20 protein-coding genes and 2 pseudogenes are annotated in these 21,993 nt (G+C 54.4%); 16 read left to right on the forward strand and 6 right to left on the reverse strand.

The features are described from left to right. Window positions 1-68 precede the first annotated feature (68 nt). From J8X26_RS04765 to ulaG, 4 genes are all read right to left on the reverse strand, one after another. The gene (locus tag J8X26_RS04765) at window positions 69-1,259 is read right to left on the reverse strand and encodes a PLP-dependent aspartate aminotransferase family protein (protein WP_208950278.1); all 1,191 of its coding nucleotides are present in this window, start codon (window positions 1,257-1,259) and stop codon (window positions 69-71) included. 149 nt (window positions 1,260-1,408) lie between these two features. After that, entirely contained in the window at window positions 1,409-1,729 is a 321-nt protein-coding gene (gene glpE / locus J8X26_RS04770; protein WP_104923683.1) for a thiosulfate sulfurtransferase GlpE, read from the reverse strand. 83 nt (window positions 1,730-1,812) lie between these two features. Next, on the reverse strand, window positions 1,813-2,568 hold the full coding sequence (ulaR, locus tag J8X26_RS04775) for an HTH-type transcriptional regulator UlaR (protein ID WP_104923682.1): 756 nt from the start codon (window positions 2,566-2,568) through the stop codon (window positions 1,813-1,815). A gap of 122 nt (window positions 2,569-2,690) precedes the next feature. Next, the gene (gene ulaG / locus J8X26_RS04780) at window positions 2,691-3,755 is read right to left on the reverse strand and encodes an L-ascorbate 6-phosphate lactonase (protein ID WP_208950279.1); all 1,065 of its coding nucleotides are present in this window, start codon (window positions 3,753-3,755) and stop codon (window positions 2,691-2,693) included. A 405-nt stretch (window positions 3,756-4,160) separates the two neighbouring features. On the opposite strand from ulaG, the pseudogene ulaA reads away from it, so the two are divergent. The 8 genes and pseudogenes from ulaA (at window position 4,161) to malQ (ending at window position 13,255) form a co-directional block, all read left to right on the forward strand. Then, window positions 4,161-5,564: pseudogene (gene ulaA, locus J8X26_RS04785) on the forward strand (PTS ascorbate transporter subunit IIC). Window positions 5,565-5,578: 14 nt separating this feature from the next. Continuing rightward, a complete protein-coding gene (gene ulaB, locus J8X26_RS04790; protein WP_104923679.1) occupies window positions 5,579-5,887 on the forward strand; it encodes a PTS ascorbate transporter subunit IIB in 309 nt (102 codons plus the stop codon). Window positions 5,888-5,897: 10 nt separating this feature from the next. Then, window positions 5,898-6,368 (forward strand): PTS ascorbate transporter subunit IIA, encoded by a 471-nt coding sequence (gene ulaC, locus J8X26_RS04795; protein WP_152327556.1) that lies wholly within the window; start codon window positions 5,898-5,900, stop codon window positions 6,366-6,368. A 25-nt stretch (window positions 6,369-6,393) separates the two neighbouring features. Further along, a complete protein-coding gene (locus J8X26_RS04800; RefSeq protein WP_208950280.1) occupies window positions 6,394-7,050 on the forward strand; it encodes a 3-keto-L-gulonate-6-phosphate decarboxylase UlaD in 657 nt (218 codons plus the stop codon). A 10-nt stretch (window positions 7,051-7,060) separates the two neighbouring features. Next, entirely contained in the window at window positions 7,061-7,921 is an 861-nt protein-coding gene (locus J8X26_RS04805; RefSeq protein ID WP_208950281.1) for an L-ribulose-5-phosphate 3-epimerase, read from the forward strand. Then, entirely contained in the window at window positions 7,918-8,607 is a 690-nt protein-coding gene (locus tag J8X26_RS04810; RefSeq protein ID WP_208950282.1) for an L-ribulose-5-phosphate 4-epimerase, read from the forward strand. The genes J8X26_RS04805 and J8X26_RS04810 overlap by 4 nt, the downstream gene beginning before the upstream one ends. Window positions 8,608-8,760: 153 nt before the next feature. Next, a complete protein-coding gene (gene malP / locus J8X26_RS04815) occupies window positions 8,761-11,175 on the forward strand; it encodes a maltodextrin phosphorylase (RefSeq protein WP_208950283.1) in 2,415 nt (804 codons plus the stop codon). A gap of 8 nt (window positions 11,176-11,183) precedes the next feature. Then, a pseudogene (gene malQ, locus J8X26_RS04820) lies at window positions 11,184-13,255 on the forward strand (4-alpha-glucanotransferase). Between the two features lie 66 nt (window positions 13,256-13,321). Here the strand turns inward: malQ and nfuA are convergent. Both nfuA and gntX read right to left on the reverse strand, forming a co-directional pair. Continuing rightward, on the reverse strand, window positions 13,322-13,897 hold the full coding sequence (gene nfuA / locus J8X26_RS04825; RefSeq protein WP_112288671.1) for a Fe-S biogenesis protein NfuA: 576 nt from the start codon (window positions 13,895-13,897) through the stop codon (window positions 13,322-13,324). Window positions 13,898-13,994: 97 nt separating this feature from the next. Beyond that, a complete protein-coding gene (gene gntX, locus J8X26_RS04830; RefSeq protein WP_152327550.1) occupies window positions 13,995-14,684 on the reverse strand; it encodes a DNA utilization protein GntX in 690 nt (229 codons plus the stop codon). A gap of 63 nt (window positions 14,685-14,747) precedes the next feature. Between gntX and bioH the strand changes: the two genes are divergently transcribed. The 8 genes from bioH (at window position 14,748) to J8X26_RS04870 (ending at window position 21,987) form a co-directional block, all read left to right on the forward strand. Next, window positions 14,748-15,518: a pimeloyl-ACP methyl ester esterase BioH gene (gene bioH / locus J8X26_RS04835; RefSeq protein ID WP_208950284.1), complete on the forward strand. Its 771-nt coding sequence runs from the start codon at window positions 14,748-14,750 to the stop codon at window positions 15,516-15,518. 229 nt (window positions 15,519-15,747) lie between these two features. Beyond that, the gene (locus J8X26_RS04840; RefSeq protein WP_112288668.1) at window positions 15,748-16,017 is read left to right on the forward strand and encodes a YdgH/BhsA/McbA-like domain containing protein; all 270 of its coding nucleotides are present in this window, start codon (window positions 15,748-15,750) and stop codon (window positions 16,015-16,017) included. Between the two features lie 301 nt (window positions 16,018-16,318). Further along, window positions 16,319-17,980, forward strand: a complete 1,662-nt coding sequence (gene mdcA / locus J8X26_RS04845) for a malonate decarboxylase subunit alpha (RefSeq protein ID WP_208950285.1) — start codon at window positions 16,319-16,321, stop codon at window positions 17,978-17,980. Window positions 17,981-17,985: 5 nt separating this feature from the next. Next, window positions 17,986-18,843, forward strand: a complete 858-nt coding sequence (locus J8X26_RS04850; protein WP_208950286.1) for a triphosphoribosyl-dephospho-CoA synthase — start codon at window positions 17,986-17,988, stop codon at window positions 18,841-18,843. A gap of 44 nt (window positions 18,844-18,887) precedes the next feature. Continuing rightward, the gene (locus J8X26_RS04855) at window positions 18,888-19,190 is read left to right on the forward strand and encodes a malonate decarboxylase subunit delta (RefSeq protein WP_208950287.1); all 303 of its coding nucleotides are present in this window, start codon (window positions 18,888-18,890) and stop codon (window positions 19,188-19,190) included. Continuing rightward, a complete protein-coding gene (locus J8X26_RS04860; RefSeq protein ID WP_208950288.1) occupies window positions 19,180-20,022 on the forward strand; it encodes a biotin-independent malonate decarboxylase subunit beta in 843 nt (280 codons plus the stop codon). The genes J8X26_RS04855 and J8X26_RS04860 overlap by 11 nt, the downstream gene beginning before the upstream one ends. Then, on the forward strand, window positions 20,019-20,834 hold the full coding sequence (gene mdcE / locus J8X26_RS04865; RefSeq protein ID WP_208950289.1) for a biotin-independent malonate decarboxylase subunit gamma: 816 nt from the start codon (window positions 20,019-20,021) through the stop codon (window positions 20,832-20,834). The genes J8X26_RS04860 and mdcE overlap by 4 nt, the downstream gene beginning before the upstream one ends. A gap of 190 nt (window positions 20,835-21,024) precedes the next feature. After that, window positions 21,025-21,987, forward strand: a complete 963-nt coding sequence (locus J8X26_RS04870; RefSeq protein WP_165060971.1) for an AEC family transporter — start codon at window positions 21,025-21,027, stop codon at window positions 21,985-21,987. Window positions 21,988-21,993: the final 6 nt, after the last annotated feature.

The raw sequence follows: 21,993 nt of genomic DNA on the forward strand, positions 1-21,993 counted from the left end.
CAGTGATGTGATAGGGATCGAAGTCTTTTGCAACACCGCCGGATGACGGTGCTGCAAATATCGGGAACTTACAACCCTTCCAGCGCCTGTTCCAGATCGGCAATCAGGTCGTCGGTGTCTTCGATACCGATACTGATGCGCACCAGCCCGTCGGTAATCCCGCTCTGACGACGGACTTCCGGCGCGACGGCGCTGTGAGTGGTTGAGGCCGGATGGCAGGCCAGCGAATCGGTATCTCCCAGGGAAACCGCCTGCGTGATGATGTTCAGCTTATCGAGGAAAGTCCGTGCGGCGTTCAGCCCGCCTTTCAGCTCAATTGCCATAATCCCGCCGAACAGTTTCATCTGACGCGCTGCGATGGCATGGCCCGGATGTTCCGGCAGCCCGGGATAAAATACCGTTTCCACTGCGTTGTGACTGTCGAGAAATTCCGCTACCGCCTGTGCGCTCAGTGAGCTGGCTTCCACGCGCAATGGCAAAGTTTTCAGCCCGCGGATCAGCAAGCTGGCTTCGAACGGGCTCAGGCAACCACCGAACTGTTTCAGGCTCAGCGTGCGGATTGGTGTAATTAATGCCGCAGAACCGGCCACTACACCGCCGGTCGCATCGCCGTGACCGCTGATGTATTTGGTCGCCGAGTGCAGAACGATATCGATGCCCAGCGCCAGCGGACGTGTCAGGTAAGGCGTCGCAAAGGTGTTATCCACCACGCTGATTGCGCCAGCTGCTTTGGATAAACGCGCGATTTCTGCCAGATCGGCAATGTCCAGACCCGGGTTTGCCGGTGTCTCAACCAGCACGACTTTGGTGTTTTTTGTGAATGTGCCTTCCAGTTCGCCGACGTTCGCGACGTGTACTGGTGTGATGCCATAACGTGGCAGAAGATTACGTACCACTCCTTCTGTCCCGCCGTACAGCGTACCGACATGAATGATTTCATCCCCCGGCACCAGCAGGGCAAATAATGTTGCGCTGATCGCCGCCATGCCGCTTGCGCAAGCCACGGAGGTTTCTGCGCCTTCCAGCGCGGCCAGTTTTTGTTCAAAAACGGTCACCGTCGGGTTAGCAAAACGGCTGTACATATAGCCCGGCTCTTCCCCGCTGAAACGACGTGCGCCGCTGTCAAAATCCGGATAGGAGAACGCGGAAGAGGCGGTAATCGGTGTCGCGACGGCACCGGTCTGGGCATCCGGCTGCTGGCCACCATGAACGGCGAGCGTACGCATACCCAAAGAACGTGTTTTGTTCAGTTGTTTCATCTTGAAATCCTGTCGATAGTAGGCGGAAATTATATCAACACTGGAGAACGGTAGCTTTTTCGGCTTAAGAACATTTTCGGCGCAAACCAGATAGCCTGGTTATAAAGACTCGGTTTATAAGACTATAGTCTGCGCCGGAGGGAGGGGGATCAGGCTTCGATATCTTGCGGGAAGGTTTGTGACCAGGCTTCAAAGCCGCCGTCAACGCTGTACACCGATTCGAAACCCTGAGAAATCAGAAATTGTGCGGCACCACGGCTGCTGATGCCGTGATAGCACATGACCAGAACCGGCGTTTTGGCATCGGCCTGTTCCATAAAGGCGCGCATGCTTTCATTGCTCAGATGGAATGCGCCGGGCGCGTGTGCTGCGCCAAAACTTTGCGGGTCGCGAATATCGACCATAACTGCTTCGCCGGATTTCAGGCGGGTATGCGCCTGTTCAACGCTGATTGCTTCAAATTGTTCCATCGGAGGTGCCTCTTAAAAGATGATTCCGCCATTCTACCCAATTATTGGCTTATCAAGACCAGACAAACTACAGGGGAAAAGCGCTAAACCAGAATCACCTTCACACCTTTGAGGCGTAATTTTTCGATAATTTCGCCGTCGGCTTCTTTGCCGGTGATGAGCACATTGATTTGTTCCGTGCGGCTGAACAGCATACCTGCGCGTTGCCCGACTTTACTGCTGTCGACCAGCACCGCCAGATTTCCGACGTAATTCAGCATCTTTTGTTCCGCCATCGCGGTCAGCATATCGGTTTTATACAGGCCATCGGTGGTCAGCCCTGCGCCGCTGGTAAACATCCAGTGCCCGGCGTACAGGCTCGCATCGCCATCCTGCGGTGCCAGCGTAATCGACTGACTTTTATTGTACTGACCACCCATGATCACCACGCTGTCGTGTTCCTGCTCAATCAGGTAATTGGCCAGCGGCAGATAGTTAGTGATCACCTGAATGTCTTTTCCGCACATCTCGCGCCCCAGCAAAAACGCTGTCGAGCCGCAGTTAATCACCACGCTTTCACCCGGCTGGCACAATTCGGCCGCAGCTTTGGCGATACGCATTTTTTCGTTGAGATTATGGGTCTGGTGAATATTAAGCGGAGTCCAGTTCTGGCGAGGCTGGTTAACGGCTTCAGCGCCGTTACGCACTTTACGCAATTTCCCCAACTCGTTGAGCTTAGTGATATCACGACGCGCGGTGGCCGGAGAAATATCAAAATGATCAATGACATCAGCGACAGAAATCTGACCCTGACGCTGCAAAAGATCAAGGATGGCGTTGTGGCGTTGTGGCTCTGTCATAGTGTCTCCGCGGGGATATCCGAAAGTAGATGATTACCGCGTGATTATAAACGAGCAGTAATGCGAATAACATTGATTCTGAAAGGGCGGAGAGAATAGTCCCCGCCTTTTCTCACAATGCTTTAGAGGAAGGATTTAAACGGCAAGTCGGTGTCTGTCGTAAAGCAATCTTCGAATCCACGCGGGTAGTGATATTCAAAATTGTCTTTGTCATTCGGATAAGTGAATTTGCCGCCAACCTGCCAGATAAAGGGCTTGAAGCCGTATTTCAGACGGTCTTTTTTTATCTCCCACAGCACACGGATTTCCTGCGGATCGGCCTGGAAATTCGACCAGATATCATGGTGGAACGGGATCACGACTTTTGTATTCAGTGATTCTGCCATACGCAGCATATCGACGCTGGTCATTTTGTCGGTCACGCCGCGCGGGTTCTCGCCGTAGGAGCCGAGTGCGACGTCAATTTTGTACTCGTTGCCGTGTTTCGCGTAGTAGTTGGAATAATGTGAATCGCCGCTGTGATACAGGTTTCCGCCCGGCGTTTTGAACAGATAATTTACCGCACGCTGATCCATCATGTCCGGCAGAACGCCAGCCGCTTTCTGGTCCGCAGGCAGGGTGATCAGAACGGTGCGGTCGAAAGAATCCAGCGCGTGGATTTCCACATCTTTGATTTTCACCACTTTTCCCGGCGTCATCACGATACAACGTTCTCTCGGCACGCCCCAGCTAATCCACAAATCCACGCAGGTTTGCGGGCCGATAAACGGCACATCGGAAGCGCAGTTTTGCATCACGGCTGCCGCGACGTTGACATCAATATGATCGTTGTGGTCGTGGGTGGACAATACGGCGTCGATCTCTCTGATCGCGAACGGATCCAGCACGAAGGGCGTGGTGCGCAGGTTTGGTTGCAGCTTTTTCACGCCTGCCATGCGTTGCATCTGGTGGCCGGTTTTCATCAGCGGGCTGCTGTGATTTTGCTTGCCCACGCCACACCAGAAATCGACACAAATATTCGCGCCGCCCTCAGATTTAAGCCAGATCCCCGTGCAGCCCAGCCACCACATCGCAAAAGTGCCTGGCGCGACTTTTTCCTGCTCGATTTCTTCATTCAGCCAGGTGCCCCATTCCGGGAAAGTGTTGAGGATCCAGGATTCGCGACTGATCGTTTCTACTTTGCTCATTGTATTCCCTCATGTGAGTTTGGTTTGAATGATTAAATCATAACAAATCATTTAATGATTAAATATGATTTGATGGTGAGGAATTTATCATCGAAATTTTGCCGTGACAATGATTTTAACCGACGATTTTTGAATGGTTTCGGACACGCTGAAGACAGGCTCTCTGAATAAGCAGGAAGTGCAGGTAATAAAATAATCTATTTATTTATTTGATAAATATAATAAATATGAGTTTATCTGTTTGTGCGTGAAAAAGAGGGATGACGATATCTTGCGAGACCGCTCACAAATAATCATTGTGAATCTTTATCTGATTCAATGTGAGCATTAGAGTTCGTCTGTCCCTCACTTTTACGTGCAGAGTCCTGCGCTGAAGAGATCAAACAAGGTCAGACGGAGAGTTATATGGAATTCCTCTACACCCTCTTTACCGTTTTTTTTAATCAGGTAATGACCAACGCGCCGTTATTGCTGGGGCTTGTAACTATGCTCGGTTACATCCTGCTCAGAAAGAGCGCGACGGTTATCATCAAAGGCACCATCAAAACCATCATCGGTTTTATGTTACTGTAGGCGGGATCCGGAATTTTGACGGGCACATTTAAACCTGTGGTGGCGAAACTTTCTAAAGTCTACGGAATTAACGGTGCTATTTCAGATACCTATGCCTCAATGATGGCAACGGTCGAACGCATGGGCGATGCCTACAGCTGGGTCGGCTACGCGGTGCTTATCGCGCTCGCACTGAACATCCTGATGGTGGTTTTCCGCCGCATTACCGGCATCCGCACCATCATGCTGACGGGCCACATCATGTTCCAGCAGGCGGGTCTGATCGCCGTCTTCTTCTATATCATCGGCTGGCCGATGTGGACCACCATCTGGTCGACGGCGATTTTGGTTTCGCTGTACTGGGGGATCACCTCCAATATGATGTACAAACCGACGCAGTCCGTAACGGAAAACAGTGGTTTTTCTATCGGGCACCAGCAGCAGTTTGCGTCATGGATTGCTTACAAAATCGCACCGTATCTCGGTAAGAAAGAGGACAGCGTTGAAGACCTCAAACTGCCCGGCTGGCTGAATATTTTCCACGACAATATCGTTTCCACCGCCATCGTGATGACCGTGTTCTTCGGCATTATCCTCTGCTCGTTCGGTCTTGATACGTTGCAGAAAATGGCCGGTAAAACCCACTGGACAATTTACATCCTGCAAACCGGCCTGATGTTTGCGGTTGCCATTTTCATCATTATTCAGGGCGTGCGTATGTTCGTCGCAGAACTGACGGAAGCCTTTAACGGGATTTCCCAACGCTTAATTCCTGGTGCTGTTCTGGCGATCGACTGCGCGGCGATTTACAGCTTCGCGCCAAACGCTGTGGTCTGGGGCTTTATGTGGGGCACCATCGGCCAGCTGATTGCCGTCGCCATTCTGTTTGGCGTGGGTTCTTCCATCATGATTATTCCCGGTTTTATCCCGATGTTCTTCTCCAACGCCACCATCGGCGTATTCGCGAACCACTTCGGTGGCTGGCGTGCCGCACTGAAAATTTGTCTGGTGATGGGGATGATCGAAATCTTCGGCTGCGTCTGGGCCATCAAACTGACCGGCCTCAGCGCCTGGATGGGCATGGCCGACTGGTCAATTCTGGCACCGCCAATGATGCAGGGATTCTTTAGCGTTGGCATGGCCTTCATGGGCGTTATTGCCGTAATCGCGGTGCTGTATATGTTCTTCGCCGGTCGCACGCTTCGCGCCGAAGAAGATGCCGAAAAACAAGCTCTTAATGAGTCCACTACTCACTAATTAACGAGGTTCCCATGACAGTACGAATTCTGGCAGTTTGCGGTTGCGGGCAAGGCAGTTCGATGATCATGAAGATGAAAATCGGGCAGTTTCTGACACAGGAAGGCGTGGATCACACCATGAACAGCTGCGCGGTCGGTGAGTACAAATCTGAGCTGAGCGGCGCGGACATTATTGTCGCGTCCACGCACGTCGCCGACGAAATCACCGTCAGCGGCAACAAATACGTCGTCGGTGTACGCAACATGCTCTCGGCGGCGGATTTCGGCCCGAAAGTGATGGAAGTCATTAATGCTCACTTCCCAACGTCGCTGAAAAAGTAAGGAGCGTGCAATGAAACTGCGAGATTCGCTGGCCGAGAATAACTCGATTTGTCTGAACGCGGAGGCAGAAACCTGGCAGGAAGCGGTCAAAATTGGCGTCGATATGCTGGTGGACGCCGGTGTGGTTGAGCCGCGTTATTACCAGGCAATTCTGGATGGCGTCAAAAAGTTCGGACCCTATTTCGTCATAGCGCCGGGACTGGCGATGCCGCATGGCCGCCCGGAAGAAGGTGTACTCAAAACCGGTTTCGCGCTGGTGACCCTGAAAAAGCCGCTGGTGTTCAACCATGAAGATAACGATCCGGTGGATATCTTGATCACGCTGGCTGCTGTGGATGCCAGCGCGCATCAGGAAGTTGGCATCATGCAGGTGGTGAACCTGTTTGAAGATGAAGCCAATTTTGACCGCCTGCGCGCCTGCACCACCGCGCAGCAGGTACTGGATTTGATCGACCAGACTTCCGCCACGGCGGTTAACTAATTCGTTAGCAGAGAAGGAATTCATTATGTCTCATTCATTACCGATGTTGCAGGTGGCGCTGGATAACCAGTCGATGGACGATGCTTACAAAACCACGCGTCTTATCGCCAGCGAAGTCGACATTATCGAAGTCGGCACTATTTTGTGTGTCGCAGAAGGCGTGCGTGCGGTGCGTGATCTGAAAGCGCTGTATCCGGAGAAAATCGTGCTGGCCGATGCCAAAATTGCTGATGCCGGGAAAATTCTCTCGCGCATGTGTTTTCAAGCCAACGCCGACTGGGTCACCGTGATTTGCTGCGCCGATATCAACACCACCAAAGGTGCGCTGGAAGTAGCAAAAGAATTTGGCGGTGACGTTCAGATTGAACTGACCGGTTACTGGAGGTGGGAACAGGCGCAGGAATGGCATGACGCCGGTATCCGGCAGGTGGTTTATCACCGCAGCCGTGACGCACAGGCTGCCGGTGTGGCGTGGAGCGATGCCGATATTACGGCGATCAAACGTCTTTCCGATATGGGCTTTAAAGTCACGATCACCGGCGGTCTGGCGCTGGAAGATTTGCCGCTGTTCAAAGACATTCCGGTACACGTTTTCATTGCCGGGCGCAGTATCCGTGACGCGAAAGACCCGGCAGACGCGGCGCGTCAGTTCAAAAAATCCATCAGCCAGCTCTGGGGTTAAGGAAAATCGCATGATGCACAAAGCCGTTCCACTCGGTATCTATGAAAAAGCTTTGCCTGCGGGTGAAGACTGGCTGATGCGCCTGACGCTGGCGAAAGAACTGGGTTTTGATTTCGTCGAAATGTCGGTGGATGAAACCGATCACCGGCTGGCGCGGCTTGACTGGTCACGCGGGCAGAGACTGAACGTAGTGGATGCGATTTCGCGCACGGGCATCCGCATTCCGTCGATGTGCCTGAGCGCGCACCGGCGTTTTCCGCTGGGCTCTGAAGACGATGAAACCCGTAATCAGGGGCTGGAAATCATGCGTAAAGCCATCGTACTGGCGCAGGATTTAGGCATCCGTGTCATCCAGCTCGCCGGTTATGACGTCTATTACCAGCAGGCCAACGATCATACCCGTGAGCGTTTCCGTGCCGGTTTGCAGGAATCGGTCGAAATGGCCAGCCGGGCGCAGGTCACGCTGGCGATGGAAATCATGGATTACCCGCTGATGAATTCAATCAGCAAAGCATTGGGCTATACGCATTACCTGAATAACCCGTGGTTCCAGCTGTATCCGGACATCGGCAATTTATCCGCCTGGGACAACGACGTGCAGATGGAACTGGCAAGCGGTGCCGGACATATCGTCGCTGTGCATATTAAAGATACGCAGCCGGGCGTATTCAAAAATGTACCGTTCGGCAGCGGCGTCGTGGAATTTGAGCGCTGCTTCGAAACGCTACAGAAAAGCGGCTATCGCGGGCCTTATCTCATCGAAATGTGGAGTGAAACCGCCGCCGATCCGATGCAGGAAGTGCGCAACGCGCGCGCCTGGGTCGTCGATAAAATGCAGAAAGCCGGGCTGAATATGGAGGAAGCAGTATGACGGATGTACTGAAACAACGCGTATTTGAAGCCAATATGGCGCTGCCTGCGTACGGTCTGGTGACCTTTACGTGGGGCAACGTCAGCGGCATCGACCGCAAGCGCGGGCTGGTGGTCATCAAACCGAGTGGTGTGGAATACGAAAAAATGCAGGCCAGCGATATGGTGGTCGTGAATTTGCGCGGTGAAGTGGTGGAAGGGCGCTACAGACCGTCATCGGATACCGCCACGCATCTTGAACTTTACGCCCGTTTCCCTGAACTCGGCGGCATCGTGCACACCCATTCGACCCATGCGACGTCGTGGGCGCAGGCTGGCGTTGCGATCCCCGCGTTAGGCACCACGCATGCGGATTATTTTGCCGGTGAGATCTCCTGTACGCGGCCTTTGTCGCGCCATGAAGTGAACGGAGAATACGAACTGGAAACGGGCAAAGTGATCGCCGCTGCGCTGACGGGCATTGATCCGCTGCATATGCCGGGCATTCTGGTCGCCCAGCATGGCCCGTTCTGCTGGGGAGCCACGCCGGAACAGGCGGTTCACAACGCCGTGGTGCTGGAAGAAGTCGCCAAAATGGCGTGGATCACTGGTTCAATCCGGCGCAACCAGACCCCGATGGATGATTACCTTATGCAAAAACATTTCAGCCGAAAACACGGGCCGGATGCCTATTACGGGCAAAAATAAAAATGGCCTTAAAAAGTTTTAGAAACAAACGGCAGTGAGCATTTTTTCGACATAGGGTTTATACATAAGTGTATTGGGATCACACTTTTTACCGCAATCAGGCTTTTTCTCACGGAAACATTCCGTCCCCACTGACAGAAAAGAGACTGCCCTATGTCGAAAATCACGCTCAAGCAGGATGTTTTTTTGGCGGCGCTAACCCGCCAGTGGCAAGCATTTGGACTTACTTCAGCCAGGGACATGACCCGGCATCAATGGTGGCACGCAGTCAGCGCCGCAGTCGCTGAACAGCTTCCTCCGCAAAATGAATCCGTGAGCAGGAAAAGTAAAAAGATCACCCGCCACGTTAACTACATCTCGATGGAGTTTCTGGTCGGGCGGCTGACCGGTAATAACCTGATTAATCTCGGCTGGTACGAAAAAATTGCCAGCGCACTTGAGCAGTTTGATATCAACCTGACAGACCTGCTTGAAGAAGAAATCGATCCGGCGCTCGGTAACGGCGGGCTCGGGCGTCTGGCGGCCTGTTATCTCGATGCGATGGCGTCGGTCGGGCAACCGGGCACCGGTTATGGCCTGAACTATCAGTACGGTTTATTCCGTCAGCGCTTTGTTGATGGCAAACAAAAAGAGTCGCCGGATGACTGGCACCGCAGTGAATATCCGTGGTTCCGCCATAACAGTTCGCTGGCGGTGAATGTTGGCATTGGCGGGAAAATCGTAAAGAACGATCAGGGAGTTTCCCGCTGGGAACCCGAATTTACGCTGCGCGGCGAAGCCTGGGATTTACCGGTTATGGGGTATCGCAACGGAATTACGCAGCCGCTGCGTTTATGGGAAGCCACGCATCCGCATCCGTTTGATCTGGAGAAGTTTAATGACGGCGAGTTCCTGAAAGCGGAACAGCAGGGCATCGAAGCTGCCAAACTCACCAAAGTGCTCTATCCGAATGACAACCATCAGGCCGGTAAACGCCTGCGCCTGATGCAGCAGTATTTTCAGTGCGCCTGTTCGGTGGCCGATATCCTGCGGCGTCATCATTTCCTGGGCCGCAAAATCAGCGAGCTGCCGGATTATGAAGTCATCCAGCTTAATGATACGCACCCGACCATCGCCATTCCTGAAATGCTGCGCGTATTGCTCGACGAGCATCAGCTGAGCTGGAACGATGCCTGGCACATCACCAGCCGCACGTTTGCGTATACCAACCACACGTTAATGCCGGAAGCGCTGGAAACCTGGGACGAAAGTCTGGTGCGCAGCCTGTTGCCGCGACATTTCCAAATCATCAAACAAATCAACACCAACTTCAAAAAACTGGTCAGTAAAACCTGGCCGGGCGATGAAGCGGTTTGGGCGAAACTGGCCGTACATCACGACAAACAGGTAAGGATGGCGAATCTCTGCGTGGTGGCCGGTTTTGCAGTAAACGGGGTGGCGGCGCTGCATTCGGATCTGGTGGTGAAAGATTTGTTCCCGGAATATCATCAGCTGTGGCCGCAAAAATTCCACAACGTGACTAATGGCATCACGCCGCGCCGCTGGCTGAAACAGTGTAATCCGGCGCTTTCCGCGCTGATTGATGAACGCCTGAAAACGGATTCCTGGGTGAATAATCTGGATCTGCTGAAAGGTCTGGAAGACGGCGTAAAAGACAAAAAATTCTGCAAGCAGTACCGCAAAATCAAGCATGACAACAAAGTGCGGTTGGCGGAATACGTCTGGCAGCGCATGGGGATCCGCCTCAATCCTGACGCCATTTTCGATGTGCAGATAAAACGCCTGCACGAGTACAAACGTCAGCATCTGAATCTGCTGCACATTCTCTCCTTGTACCGGCAGCTCCGCGATAATCCGAAGCTCGACATGGTGCCGCGCGTTTTCCTGTTCGGTGCTAAAGCCGCGCCCGGTTATTACCTCGCCAAAAATATTATCTATGCGATCAATCAGGTCGCGGAGAAGATCAACAACGATCCGATCGTCGCCGATCGTATTAAAGTCGTGTTCATCCCGGATTATTGCGTGTCGGTAGCGGAACTGATGATCCCGGCGGCGGACGTTTCCGAGCAGATTTCTACTGCCGGTAAAGAAGCGTCGGGCACCGGCAATATGAAGCTGGCGCTTAACGGCGCGCTGACTGTCGGCACGCTGGACGGCGCGAATGTCGAAATTGCCGAGCAGGTGGGCGAAGACAATATTTTCATCTTTGGCCTGACCGTTGATGAAGTAAAAGCTGAGCTGAAGAAAGGCTATAAGCCGAAAGCCGTGGTGAAAAAAGACAAACATCTCAAGGCGATTCTCGACGAACTGGCCAGCGGTTTTTATGCCAACGGCGATAAAAAGGCTTTCGATCTGATGCTCAACAGCCTGCTCGATGGCGGCGATCCCTATCTGGTTCTGGCGGATTTTGCTCAGTATTGCGAAGCGCAAAAACAGGTCGATAAATTGTACCGTAACGCTGACGAATGGACGCGCCGCACGCTGCTTAACACCGCGCGCGTCGGGATGTTCAGCGCAGACCGTTCAATCCGCGATTATCAGCAGCGCATCTGGCAGGCAAAACGTTAGGAGCAGGCATGGAGGATAAGCAACTTGTTGAGGCAGCGCGCCGGGCAGGTATTTTAGACAGCTTTATCAATATGTCCGATGAAGTAGAAACGGTGTCCAACGAAACGAGGGCATCGCTGCTGGCGGCCATGGGGCGTGATCCGGAAGATGTGCCCGAGGTAACGCCTTTGCCTGCGGTAAAAGTGTTTACGGAAGGCAAAAAAGTGCTGCTAACCCCGGAGGGCTGCGGCGCATTTTGCTGGCAGTTCACGCTTGAAAACGGCGACCAGACCGAAGGAACCGTTGAGGTTGGCAAGGTTCTGAATCTCAGCGCCGGATTGCCCACGGGTTACCATCAACTGACGTTATCGCAAAACGGTAGAATCTGGCCGTGCCGGATTATTGTTGTGCCGCCACGCTGTTATGAGCCGCCCGCGCTGCTGGCAGGTAAAAAACTGTGGGGTGCGACGGTTCAGTTGTACACGCTGCGGTCGGAAAATAACTGGGGCGTCGGCGATTTTGGCGATCTGAAAAAAATGGTGGAAGAAGTTGGCCAGCGCGGCGGCGCGTTCGTCGGGCTGAACCCGATACACGCGTTGTATCCGGCCAATCCTCTCAGCGCCAGCCCGTACAGCCCGTCGTCACGCCGCTGGCTGAATCTGGCGTACATCGACGTGAATGCGGTGGAAGAATTTATCGCCAGCGATTTGGCGCAAAGCTGGTGGCATTCCATCGAGACGCGAGATGCGTTGTTGCAGGCGCGCAGCACCGAGTTTGTCGATTATCCGCTGGTGATGCGGTTGAAATTAAATGCGCTGAAACTGGCGTGGCCGCTCTTTGGCGAACAGCCGGAAGCCAGCCAGCGCAAGCGGGATTTCCGTCGTTTTGTGTTGCTGGGCGGCGAAAGTTTGCGCCAGCAGGCGCTGTTCGATGCGCTGCATGTTCATCTGCGGGATTTAGATCTGGGATTGTGGGGCTGGCCGGTATGGCCCGATGCTTATCGTGACGCCAAAGGGGCGGATGTTGCGGAATTCAGCCAGCATTATGCCGGTGAAATTGAGTTCTACCAGTGGCTGCAATGGCTGGCACATACGCAATTTTCTGTGTGTTATCAGCGCAGCGTGGAGCTGGATATGCCGCTGGGTTTATACCGTGATCTGGCGGTTGGCGTGGCGGAAGGTGGTGCGGAAACCTGGTCAGATCCGTCGTTGTATTGTCTGAATGCGACGATTGGCGCGCCGCCGGATATTCTGGGGCCGCAGGGGCAAAACTGGGGGCTTCCACCCATTGATCCTCATGAAATGAAAGCCCGTGCCTATCAGCCATTTATCGATTTGCTGCGCGCGAATATGGCGGAGTGCGGGGCGCTGCGTATCGATCACGTGATGGGGTTAGGTGGATACCGGCGGATCAGGAGGCGGGGAATGGCGCGTATGTCCGTTATCCGCTGGAAGATTTACTCGGTGTGCTGGCGCTGGAAAGTCAGCGGCACCAGTGCATGGTGATTGGTGAAGATCTGGGGACCGTGCCGAAAGAAATTGTCGCCAGCCTGCGCGACAGCGGCGTGTATTCCTACAAAGTACTGTATTTCGAGCACGATAAACACTTCGTCTATCGACCGCCGGAAGATTACGTTTCGCAGGCGATGGCGACAGTGACCACGCATGATCTGCCGACGTTGCGCGGCTACTGGGAAGGCGGAGATTTAACGCTCGGTGCGTCGCTGGGTGTTTATCCGGACCCGCAGGTGCTGGAGAAATTGCGCGGGGAGCGCGAGCACAGTAAGCAGGGTTTGCTGGACGCGTTGCACCGGACAGGATGCGTGCCGAAAGCGACCAGCAAAACCGCAGCAGGCATGCCGATGACGTCGGTGCTTAACCGCGGTCTGCAACGTTATCTGGCTGACAGCGCCAGTGCGCTGCTCGGGCTGCAACCGGAAGACTGGCTGGATATGTCGACGCCAGTTAACGTGCCCGGCACGAATACTGAATATCCCAACTGGCGGCGAAAACTGACGCACACGCTGGAAACGTTGTTCAGCGATGAGCACATTAATCTGCTGCTGGCGGATTTGGACCGCCGACGCAAAGGTATTTCTTAATCCGCAACCATAAAAAAAGCACCCAACGGAAGGGTGCTTTTCACATTCTGTCTGATCAACGGTTAATCAGTAGAAAGAATGCTCGCCGCGCTGGTGTTCGGTCAGATCGCGAACGCCTTTCAGTTCCGGGAAGTTTTGCAGCAGCTCTTTCTCGATGCCGTCTTTCAGGGTGACATCAATCATAGAGCAACCGTTACAACCACCGCCGAACTGGAGAACTGCGATGCCGTCGTCGGTGATTTCCATCAGGGAAACACGACCGCCGTGGCTGGCCAGCTGCGGGTTAATCTGCGACTGCAACTGATATTCAACACGTTCCATCAGAGGCGCATCGTCAGACACTTTACGCATTTTAGCGTTAGGCGCTTTCAGCGTCAGCTGGGAACCCAACTGATCGGTGACGAAGTCGATCACCGCATCCTGCAAATATGGCGCGCTTAATTCATCGACGAAAGCAGACAGTTTCTCGAACTTCAGTTCGGTATCCGTCGCTTCTACGGCGTCAGGCGGGCAATAGGAGACACCGCATTCTGCGGTCGGCGTACCGGGATTGATCACGAATACGCGGATTTGGGTGCCTTCTTCCTGGCTTGCCAGCAATTTGGCAAAGTGCTCTTGGGCAGCATCGGTAATAAGGATCATAACATTCGCTCAATAGTTGACTACTCTAGTTGGTTATAATACGCCCTTTGCTTTTACCCGTCACCCTTCCCGTTGCCAGAGTGTTAGCAGCACGTGCTTATGTCTGTAATGTCCGGCAGATACACGCGATTTGCACTGAAGCAACTCCCTGATTAATGAGCATTTTACTGATTTCCCGCACCGTGCTGCCGGTGGTCACCACATCATCAAGCAGCATCACGTTTTTACCGCGCAAATCGGCATGGCAGGTAAAGGCTTTACGCAGATTCCACTTTCTTTCCCGCTCGCTCAGGCTTTGCTGCGGCACGGTGCGCCGGTCGCGGCTCAGGGCGTACGGGCGATATTCGCAGTGCAGCCAGCGGGCCAGCGGCCGGGCGAGTAATTCACTCTGATTGTAGCCTCTGGAGAAATAACGTTTCTGATGCAGCGGTACGCTGAGGAGGATATCCGGACGCGGCAGATTACCGGACCGCCAGCGCGGCAGCCAGCGCAGCAGAAACAGGCGCGCGAGCGTGGTGTCCAGCTCAGGTAGGTTGGCGAATTTGAGCCGGAGCACCAGCCCGCTGACCGGCGGTTCATACGGGCTGGCGAAAACCAGTGCGTCCCAAGGCGGCGGTTTCAGCAGGCAGCGGCCGCAATCGAGATTACCTCCGGTGCCGGGTAATCCACAGCGCGGGCAGCAGGGCGGTGCGGCGGGCAAATGTCTGAGGCACAGACTGCAAATGCCCTGTATCGCCAGATGGAGCGGACACTGACATAGCCAACAGCGGCTGGCAATTGTTAGCATAGCGGCGGGTTCCTTGTGCCATTTTTATGGATTGAACAATCAGACTGACACGGACAATACGCTATGAATACGCTTTACCGGGAGACAATCGGCGAAGGAGATCGCCATCTTGTGCTGCTTCACGGATGGGGACTGAACGCCGGGGTCTGGCGTTACACGGCGGAGCGACTTGCGCCGCATTTTTGTCTGCACCTGATCGACCTGCCGGGCTATGGCCGCAGTAAAGGTTTTGGGGCGCTGACGCTGGAAGAAATGGCTGATTTGGTACTGTCTGCCATGCCGCAAAAGGCTTCGCTGGTGGGCTGGTCGCTGGGCGGACTGGTCGCCAGCCAGATTGCGCTGAGCGCGCCGCAGCGCGTGGAAAAACTGATTACCGTGGCATCTTCGCCTTGCTTTACCGCGAATGACAACTGGCCGGGCATCCGCCCCGATGTGTTGCAGGGATTCCAGCATCAGCTAAGTGAAGATTTTCAGCGTACGGTCGAGCGTTTTCTGGCGTTGCAGACGCTCGGCAGCAACAGCGCCCGTCAGGATGCCCGTTTGCTGAAATCAATTGTTTTGAATCTGCCAATGCCGCCCGCAGAAGTGCTCAACGGTGGGCTGGAGATTTTACGTACAGCCGATTTACGTGAGTCAATGACGACGCTGACCTTGCCGGTACTGCGTATTTACGGCGCGCTCGACGGGCTGGTGCCGAGAAAAATCGTGCCGTTACTGGATGCTTTACTGCCTGATTCTCACTCGGAAATCATTGAAAAAGCAGCCCATGCGCCCTTTATCTCGCACCCGGATGCTTTTTGTGAAATTGTCGAACGCTTTCTGATTGCAGACTGAAAACCAATGTAAAAATATTTGTCAAAATTCTGGCTAATTCCCAAGGGTGACTAATACTTAAGCCGATAGATGCCGGAGGTGAGAGGGGGAAATTTTCCATCGCCCGTTTGTGTCTCTGGGGAGAAATCTGGTGGTTGACCAGGAAGGTTCGTGCCAGCACAGATTCACCTGCCGTTCATATCTTGACTGCTTTCTTTCAAAACTATTCATCCAATTTAGAGGTAATGTCATGAAATCAAATAAAATTATTATTGCAGCCGTTCTGGCAGGTTTGTTCTCTGTGAACGCAATGGCCGCAGAGATGATCACCAAAGAAGAAGCTAAAGATAAGGGTTACACCAGCCTGGGCGTGGTAACAACCAGCAATGAATACACTGCGCCAATGGATGCTAAAGATGAGCTGTCCAAACTGGCTGATGAAAAAGGCGGGAAATATTACGTCGTGATCGCCGCGCAGGAGAAAAAGAAAATCACTGCGACCGCAGAAGTTTTCAAATAATCTTCTTATCTGCAAAAAAGGGATGCCATGCGCATCCCTTTTTTTCACCTGTTTTTGAGGGATACCTCCCATTCTTTGTTTTGTATCAAACTGTTTTTAAAGAATTCCCTTCAATCGTTACTCTCAGAGTAACGAAGTGTCCGCCGCCTTCATTGATGGTTATCTCGGCCCTTCCTACACTTAACACGCTAACTAAACAGGTCAAATGTGATGCAACCGCCACTTGACTGAACTTCCCACCGTCCTCTTTGTTTCATCACGTCGGGAAATCTTCAGCAAGCTCAACCCAGGGAGGTTTGGCATGCCGCAACATCCGCAGACCACGAAAGTGTGGGACACCCGCCGCAGCGAAAAACAACGGCGTATCGACAGTGTCCGTTCCGTGGCCGAGGGTAAAGTTTTACCCACTGATAAAATTATTGCTGTCCTCGAAACGCTGATTGCCTCCGGTGACCGCGTGGTGATGGAAGGTAACAACCAAAAACAAGCTGACTTTCTTTCCCGTTCACTGGCAAAAGTGAACCCTGAAAAGCTGCATGACTTACATATGATCATGCCGAGCGTCAGCCGTGCTGAACATCTGGATCTCTTCGAACGCGGCATCGCCCGCAAGCTCGATTTCGCTTTCTCCGGCCCGCAAAGCCTGCGTATCGCGCAACTGCTTGAAGATGGTCAGATGGAAATCGGCGCGATCCACACGTACATCGAACTGTATTCTCGTCTTTACGTCGATCTGGTGCCAAACATCGCCCTGATCGCCGGCTTTAAAGCAGACCGCAAAGGTAACCTTTATACCGGCGCAAGCACCGAAGATACGCCAGCGCTGGTCGAAGCCGCGGCCTTTAAAAACGGCATCGTGATTGCGCAGGTCAACGAACTGGTAGATGAAGAAACCGACCTGCCGCGCGTTGATATTCCGGGCGACTGGATTGATTTCGTGGTTGTCGCGGACAAGCCATTCTTCATCGAACCGCTGTTCACCCGTGACCCGCGTCTGATTAAACCGGTTCACGTGCTGATGGCGATGATGGCGATTAAAGGCATCTACGCCAAACACAACGTGCAGTCGCTGAACCACGGTATCGGGTTTAACACCGCGGCGATCGAACTGCTGTTGCCGACTTACGGCGAACAACTCGGCCTGCGCGGCAAAATCTGTAAACACTGGACGCTGAACCCGCATCCGACGCTGATCCCGGCTATTGAAAGCGGCTGGGTCGACACCGTTCACTGCTTCGGCGGCGAACTCGGGATGGAAGAGTATATCCGTGCCCGTCCGGACGTGTTCTTCACCGGCTCTGACGGTTCCATGCGTTCCAACCGTGCGTTCTGCCAGCTGGCAGGTCAGTACGCGGTCGATATGTTCATCGGTTCAACGTTGCAGGTCGATGGTCTGGCGAACTCGTCCACCGTCACCCGCGGTCGTCTGGCCGGTTTCGGTGGCGCACCAAACATGGGCCATGACCCGCACGGTCGCCGTCACTCCACGCCAGCCTGGCTCGACATGATTGAAGAGCCGGATCCGATGGCGCGCGGTAAAAAACTGGTCGTACAGATGGTGGAAACCTTCCAGGCCGGTGGCAAACCGACGTTCGTTGAAAAACTCGAAGCGGTCGATGTGGGTAAAGAATCGGGAATGCCGCTGGCACCGGTGATGATTTACGGCGACGACGTGACGCACGTGCTGACCGAAGAGGGGATCGCCTATCTGTACCGCGCCCGTTCTCTGGAAGAGCGCCGGGCGATGGTCGCTGCGGTTGCCGGTATCACTGACATTGGTCTGGGCGTTGACGCCAAACGCGTCGCCGACCTGCGCCGTCAGGAACTGGTGGTCTTCCCGGAAGACATGGGGATTCGCCGCACCGACGCCACCCGCTCTTTACTGGCGGCTGGCAGCGTGAGCGAACTGGTCGACTGGTCCGGCGGTTTGTATAACCCGCCTGCCAAATTCCGCAGCTGGTAATCACGATGCCGCAAACTTTAACGATTGGCGCTGTACTGACAGCGGAAGAACTGGCCGAAAGGCTGGCAGAAACGGCGACGCAGGCGCTGATCGACGAAGCGCGGCTTAGCCCGAAACCGGGGCTGGTCGACAGCCGGAGTTCCGGCGCACATCAGGATTTAACGTTGGACCTGATGGTGCGTTCGGCGCGCAGCCTGACATCCACTTTCTATTTGCTGGCCTTACACAGCTGGCAGCGCCCGGCGGATATCGCCCTGCGTCAGGAAGTGGGCCGTTTAGGTCGTGCCGGTGAAGCACAGATGATGGCCGAAACCGGCGGAGTGAATACTCACCGGGGCGCTATCTGGGCGATGGGGTTGCTGGTCAGCGCCGTCGCCATGCAGCCGGAAGCTTTGCTGCCGCAAACTATTGCGCAGCGCGCTGCGAAAATTGCGGCGTTACCCGACGCTTTCAGCCCGAAAAAATTCAGTAAAGGTTCGCACGCCGTGCAGCGTTATCAGGTGCCGGGTGCCCGTGAAGAAGCACAAAGTGGTTTTCCGCACATTATTGAGCGGGCGCTGCCGCAGCTCCATCACAGCCGGACACGCGGTGCGGGCGAAAGCGAAGCACAGGTCGATGCCTTACTGGCGGTGATGACCACGCTTGCCGATACCTGTGTGCTGTCACGCGGCGGTTTGCCGGCGCTCAAAGCCATGCATCAGGGCGCGCGGGCGGTGCTGGCAGCCGGTGGCACCGGCACGATGGCAGGCAAACTACGGTTGCGCCATCTGGAACAGCGGATGCTGGCCGATAACACGTCGCCCGGCGGTGCCGCCGATTTACTGGCTGCGACGCTGTTCCTCGACCGCGTAAGCGTGGTCTGACTGAACCGGATACGAATTTACTAACATCAGTACAAAGAGGTGTTATGGAACGTTTTGAATTTAACTACCCGGCGGCAAAAGCGCTGCCAGGCCGCGCCGAAGCTGGCGTGGTGGGTTCCGGCGATTTAGAATCGCTGTATGAACCAAAAGCAGCAACTGAGCTGAAAATTATTGTCACAACCTCCGTCGATGGCAGCCACAGCCTGTGGCAGCACTTTTTCGACCGTCTGAACGCACTGCGTGAATTACCGGCAGGCCGTCTGGACATTAATGATTTTGGCGCCACACCAGGGGTTGCCCGTCTGCGTATCGAACAGGTCTTTGAGGAGGCTGAAAATGCCAACTGATACTGATCAGAGCTTTATCGAACTGAGCGCCCGTCAGCGCGCCCGCAAATTGCTGGACGCCGGGACTTTCCGCGAACTGCTCGGGCCGTTCGAACGCGTGATGTCTCCGTGGCTGGAACCGCAGGGCATTGTTCCGCAGGCCGACGACGGCATGGTGGTGGCGAAGGGCCAGATTAACGGTCAGCCCGCGGTGGTGGTCGCCATTGAAGGGAGTTTCCAGGGCGGCAGTATGGGCGAAGTGTCCGGTGCCAAAATGGCCGCAGCGCTGGAACTGGCCGCAGAAGATAACCGCAACGGCATTCCGACGCAGGCGGTTCTGCTGCTCGAAACCGGCGGTGTGCGTTTACAGGAAGCCAATCTTGGGCTGGCGGCGATCGCGGATATTCACGCTGCAATTGTCGATTTACGCCGCTATACGCCGGTGATTGGCGTGGTGGCCGGTACAGTCGGTTGCTTTGGCGGGATGTCGATTGCCGCTGCGCTGTGTAGTTATCTGATTGTGACCCGCGAAGCCCGTCTGGGTCTGAACGGTCCGCAGGTTATTGAGCAGGAAGCCGGTATCTATGAATACGATTCCCGCGACCGTCCGTTTATCTGGAGCATGACCGGTGGCGAAGTGCGCTATCACAGCGGCTTTGTCGATGCGCTGGTGAAAGATTCTCTCGCTGAGGTGAAATCCAGCGTACTGGGCTTCATCAAAAAAGGCGTTCCGGCCACACATCGTTCTGATAATTATGATTATTACCTGCCAAAACTGACCGGTTTTGACACCGCGCAGCAGGCCAGCCGTGAAGTGACGGAAGCCCTGTTTAACCGGGAGGATCGCGCATGAGCACTTACAATAACAACGTCGTCAGCCGGGGTGATTACTGGTTTGCCGAACTGACCAAAGAGGCTACTCCGGTCAGCGGTCTTTGCCCTTCGGTGAAAGCCGCCGATGGCAAACTCAACGATCAGGCTGTCCGTTTCATTACGGTCGTGCCGGATAAAAATAATCAGTATCCGCGCGCAGCGGGCGGTGAAGTCGGTCTGCTGGAAGGCTGGACGCTGGCAAAAGTCGTTAACGACGCCATTGCCGCTGATGCGAACTCCGACACCAAACGCGCCATCGTGGCAGTGATTGATGTGCCAAGTCAGGCTTATGGCCGTCGCGAAGAAGCGTTTGGTATTCATCAGGCGCTGGCCGGTGCCGCAGGCGCTTACGCCAAAGCCCGTCTGGCCGGACATCCGGTGGTCGGTCTGATTGTGGGTAAAGCGATGTCTGGTGCGTTTCTGGCGCACGGTTATCAGGCCAACAAGCTGATCGCCTTCAAAAACAACGGCGTCATGATCCATGCGATGGGGAAAGAATCCGCCGCACGCATCACGTTACGCTCTGTGGATGCGCTGGAAAAACTGGCCGCAACCATCCCGCCGATGGCTTATGACATCGAAAACTACGCCACTCTGGGGCTGCTGTCGCAATTACTCGACATCGCAAACCCGGACAGTGCAACGCCCGACGACATCACCAGCGTACAAAACGCTGTCTGGCAGAACATCCAGGACGCCCGCAAAGAAGGCGTTAGCCTCAGCAACCGTCTGGGTGCAGAAAACCGCGCAAGTTCGCAGCGCGTTCGCCAACTGATGCGTCAGGAATGGTAATTCATTAACAAAACTTTCAGTCTCAACCGGTAACGCACCTGCAAACAGCGTGACGCAGCCGCATTGCGGGTTCCGCCCTGACATTTTGGTCAGGGCGAGGATCTGCTGTTGTCTGCAACTGGACTGTCATACTTAAAAAAACATCGCACCGGCGCCGACTGAGCATTCAATTTGCCTCAGGAAAAACGCTATGACTTACGTAATATTGCACGCGCTTGCCCCTATTTTCGTCATCATGATCCTCGGTTTTTATGCCGGGAAAGCGAAAATGGTGGATAACCAGAACGTCTCTTTACTGAATATATTTGTGATGGATTTTGCTTTACCCGCTGCGTTGTTTGCAGCGACAGTACAAACGCCGTGGTCCGGCATTGTCGAACAGTCACCGCTGATTCTGGTGCTGGTGCTGGCGATGTGGATCACCTATGCGGCGATTTATTTTGTGTGCACCAAAGTGTTCAAGAAATCTCCGCAGGATGCTGCTGTCCTGACGCTGACCGTCGCACTGCCAAACTATGCGGCGCTCGGTTTGCCTATCCTGAGCAGCGTGATGGGCGACGCGCCGTCAACGTCACTTTCTGTCGCGGTCTCTATTGCCTGCGGTTCCGTGCTGATGACACCGTTCTGCCTGCTGATTCTGGAACGTGAAAAAGCGCGTCTGAGCGGCGAAAATCAGGGTTCATCTCTGGCACTGTTGCCGGTTCTGATGTGGCGTTCAGTGAAGAAACCGATCGTCTGGGCACCGCTTCTGGGTGTGATTCTGGCGGCATTTGGCATTAAAATGCCGGAAATCTTCCTGGCATCAATCAAACCGCTGGGCCTGTCAGCGACCGCGTCTGCGCTGTTCCTGACCGGTGTTATCCTGTCAGCCCGTAAGCTGAAAATTAACGGTCCGGTGTTGTTGTCCTGCGTCGCGAAAAACCTGGTTCAGCCGTTTATCGCCTGGGGTCTGGTTCTGGCGTTCGGCCTGAGTGGTCAGGTGGCGGTGACCGCAATCCTGATGATTGCGCTGTCTGCCGGTTTCTTCGGTATCGTGTTCGGCAACCGTTTCGGCGTTCAGTCTCCGGATGCAGAAGCTTCACTGCTGATCAGTTCCGTGTTGTGTATCGTGACATTGCCGCTGTTTATTTCCCTGACAGCCGCGCTTCACTAAGCATAA

It is taken from the genome of Rahnella sp. ChDrAdgB13, from assembly GCF_017655185.1.
GTDB lineage: Bacteria > Pseudomonadota > Gammaproteobacteria > Enterobacterales > Enterobacteriaceae > Rahnella > Rahnella contaminans.

Bases quoted from the DNA above. Each gene is read 5' to 3' on its own strand.
- J8X26_RS04805 (WP_208950281.1), top strand. From the start codon at position 7,061: ATGATGCACAAAGCCGTTCCACTCGGTATCTATGAAAAAGCTTTGCCT.
- J8X26_RS04870 (WP_165060971.1), top strand. From the start codon at position 21,025: ATGACTTACGTAATATTGCACGCGCTTGCCCCTATTTTCGTCATCATG.
- J8X26_RS04810 (WP_208950282.1), top strand. From the start codon at position 7,918: ATGACGGATGTACTGAAACAACGCGTATTTGAAGCCAATATGGCGCTG.
- J8X26_RS04765 (WP_208950278.1), bottom strand. From the start codon at position 1,259: ATGAAACAACTGAACAAAACACGTTCTTTGGGTATGCGTACGCTCGCC.
- J8X26_RS04800 (WP_208950280.1), top strand. From the start codon at position 6,394: ATGTCTCATTCATTACCGATGTTGCAGGTGGCGCTGGATAACCAGTCG.
- nfuA (WP_112288671.1), bottom strand. From the start codon at position 13,897: ATGATCCTTATTACCGATGCTGCCCAAGAGCACTTTGCCAAATTGCTG.
- ulaC (WP_152327556.1), top strand. From the start codon at position 5,898: ATGAAACTGCGAGATTCGCTGGCCGAGAATAACTCGATTTGTCTGAAC.
- gntX (WP_152327550.1), bottom strand. From the start codon at position 14,684: ATGCTAACAATTGCCAGCCGCTGTTGGCTATGTCAGTGTCCGCTCCAT.
- ulaG (WP_208950279.1), bottom strand. From the start codon at position 3,755: ATGAGCAAAGTAGAAACGATCAGTCGCGAATCCTGGATCCTCAACACT.
- J8X26_RS04860 (WP_208950288.1), top strand. From the start codon at position 19,180: ATGCCAACTGATACTGATCAGAGCTTTATCGAACTGAGCGCCCGTCAG.
- mdcA (WP_208950285.1), top strand. From the start codon at position 16,319: ATGCCGCAACATCCGCAGACCACGAAAGTGTGGGACACCCGCCGCAGC.
- glpE (WP_104923683.1), bottom strand. From the start codon at position 1,729: ATGGAACAATTTGAAGCAATCAGCGTTGAACAGGCGCATACCCGCCTG.
- bioH (WP_208950284.1), top strand. From the start codon at position 14,748: ATGAATACGCTTTACCGGGAGACAATCGGCGAAGGAGATCGCCATCTT.
- J8X26_RS04840 (WP_112288668.1), top strand. From the start codon at position 15,748: ATGAAATCAAATAAAATTATTATTGCAGCCGTTCTGGCAGGTTTGTTC.
- ulaB (WP_104923679.1), top strand. From the start codon at position 5,579: ATGACAGTACGAATTCTGGCAGTTTGCGGTTGCGGGCAAGGCAGTTCG.
- mdcE (WP_208950289.1), top strand. From the start codon at position 20,019: ATGAGCACTTACAATAACAACGTCGTCAGCCGGGGTGATTACTGGTTT.
- malP (WP_208950283.1), top strand. From the start codon at position 8,761: ATGTCGAAAATCACGCTCAAGCAGGATGTTTTTTTGGCGGCGCTAACC.
- J8X26_RS04855 (WP_208950287.1), top strand. From the start codon at position 18,888: ATGGAACGTTTTGAATTTAACTACCCGGCGGCAAAAGCGCTGCCAGGC.
- ulaR (WP_104923682.1), bottom strand. From the start codon at position 2,568: ATGACAGAGCCACAACGCCACAACGCCATCCTTGATCTTTTGCAGCGT.
- J8X26_RS04850 (WP_208950286.1), top strand. From the start codon at position 17,986: ATGCCGCAAACTTTAACGATTGGCGCTGTACTGACAGCGGAAGAACTG.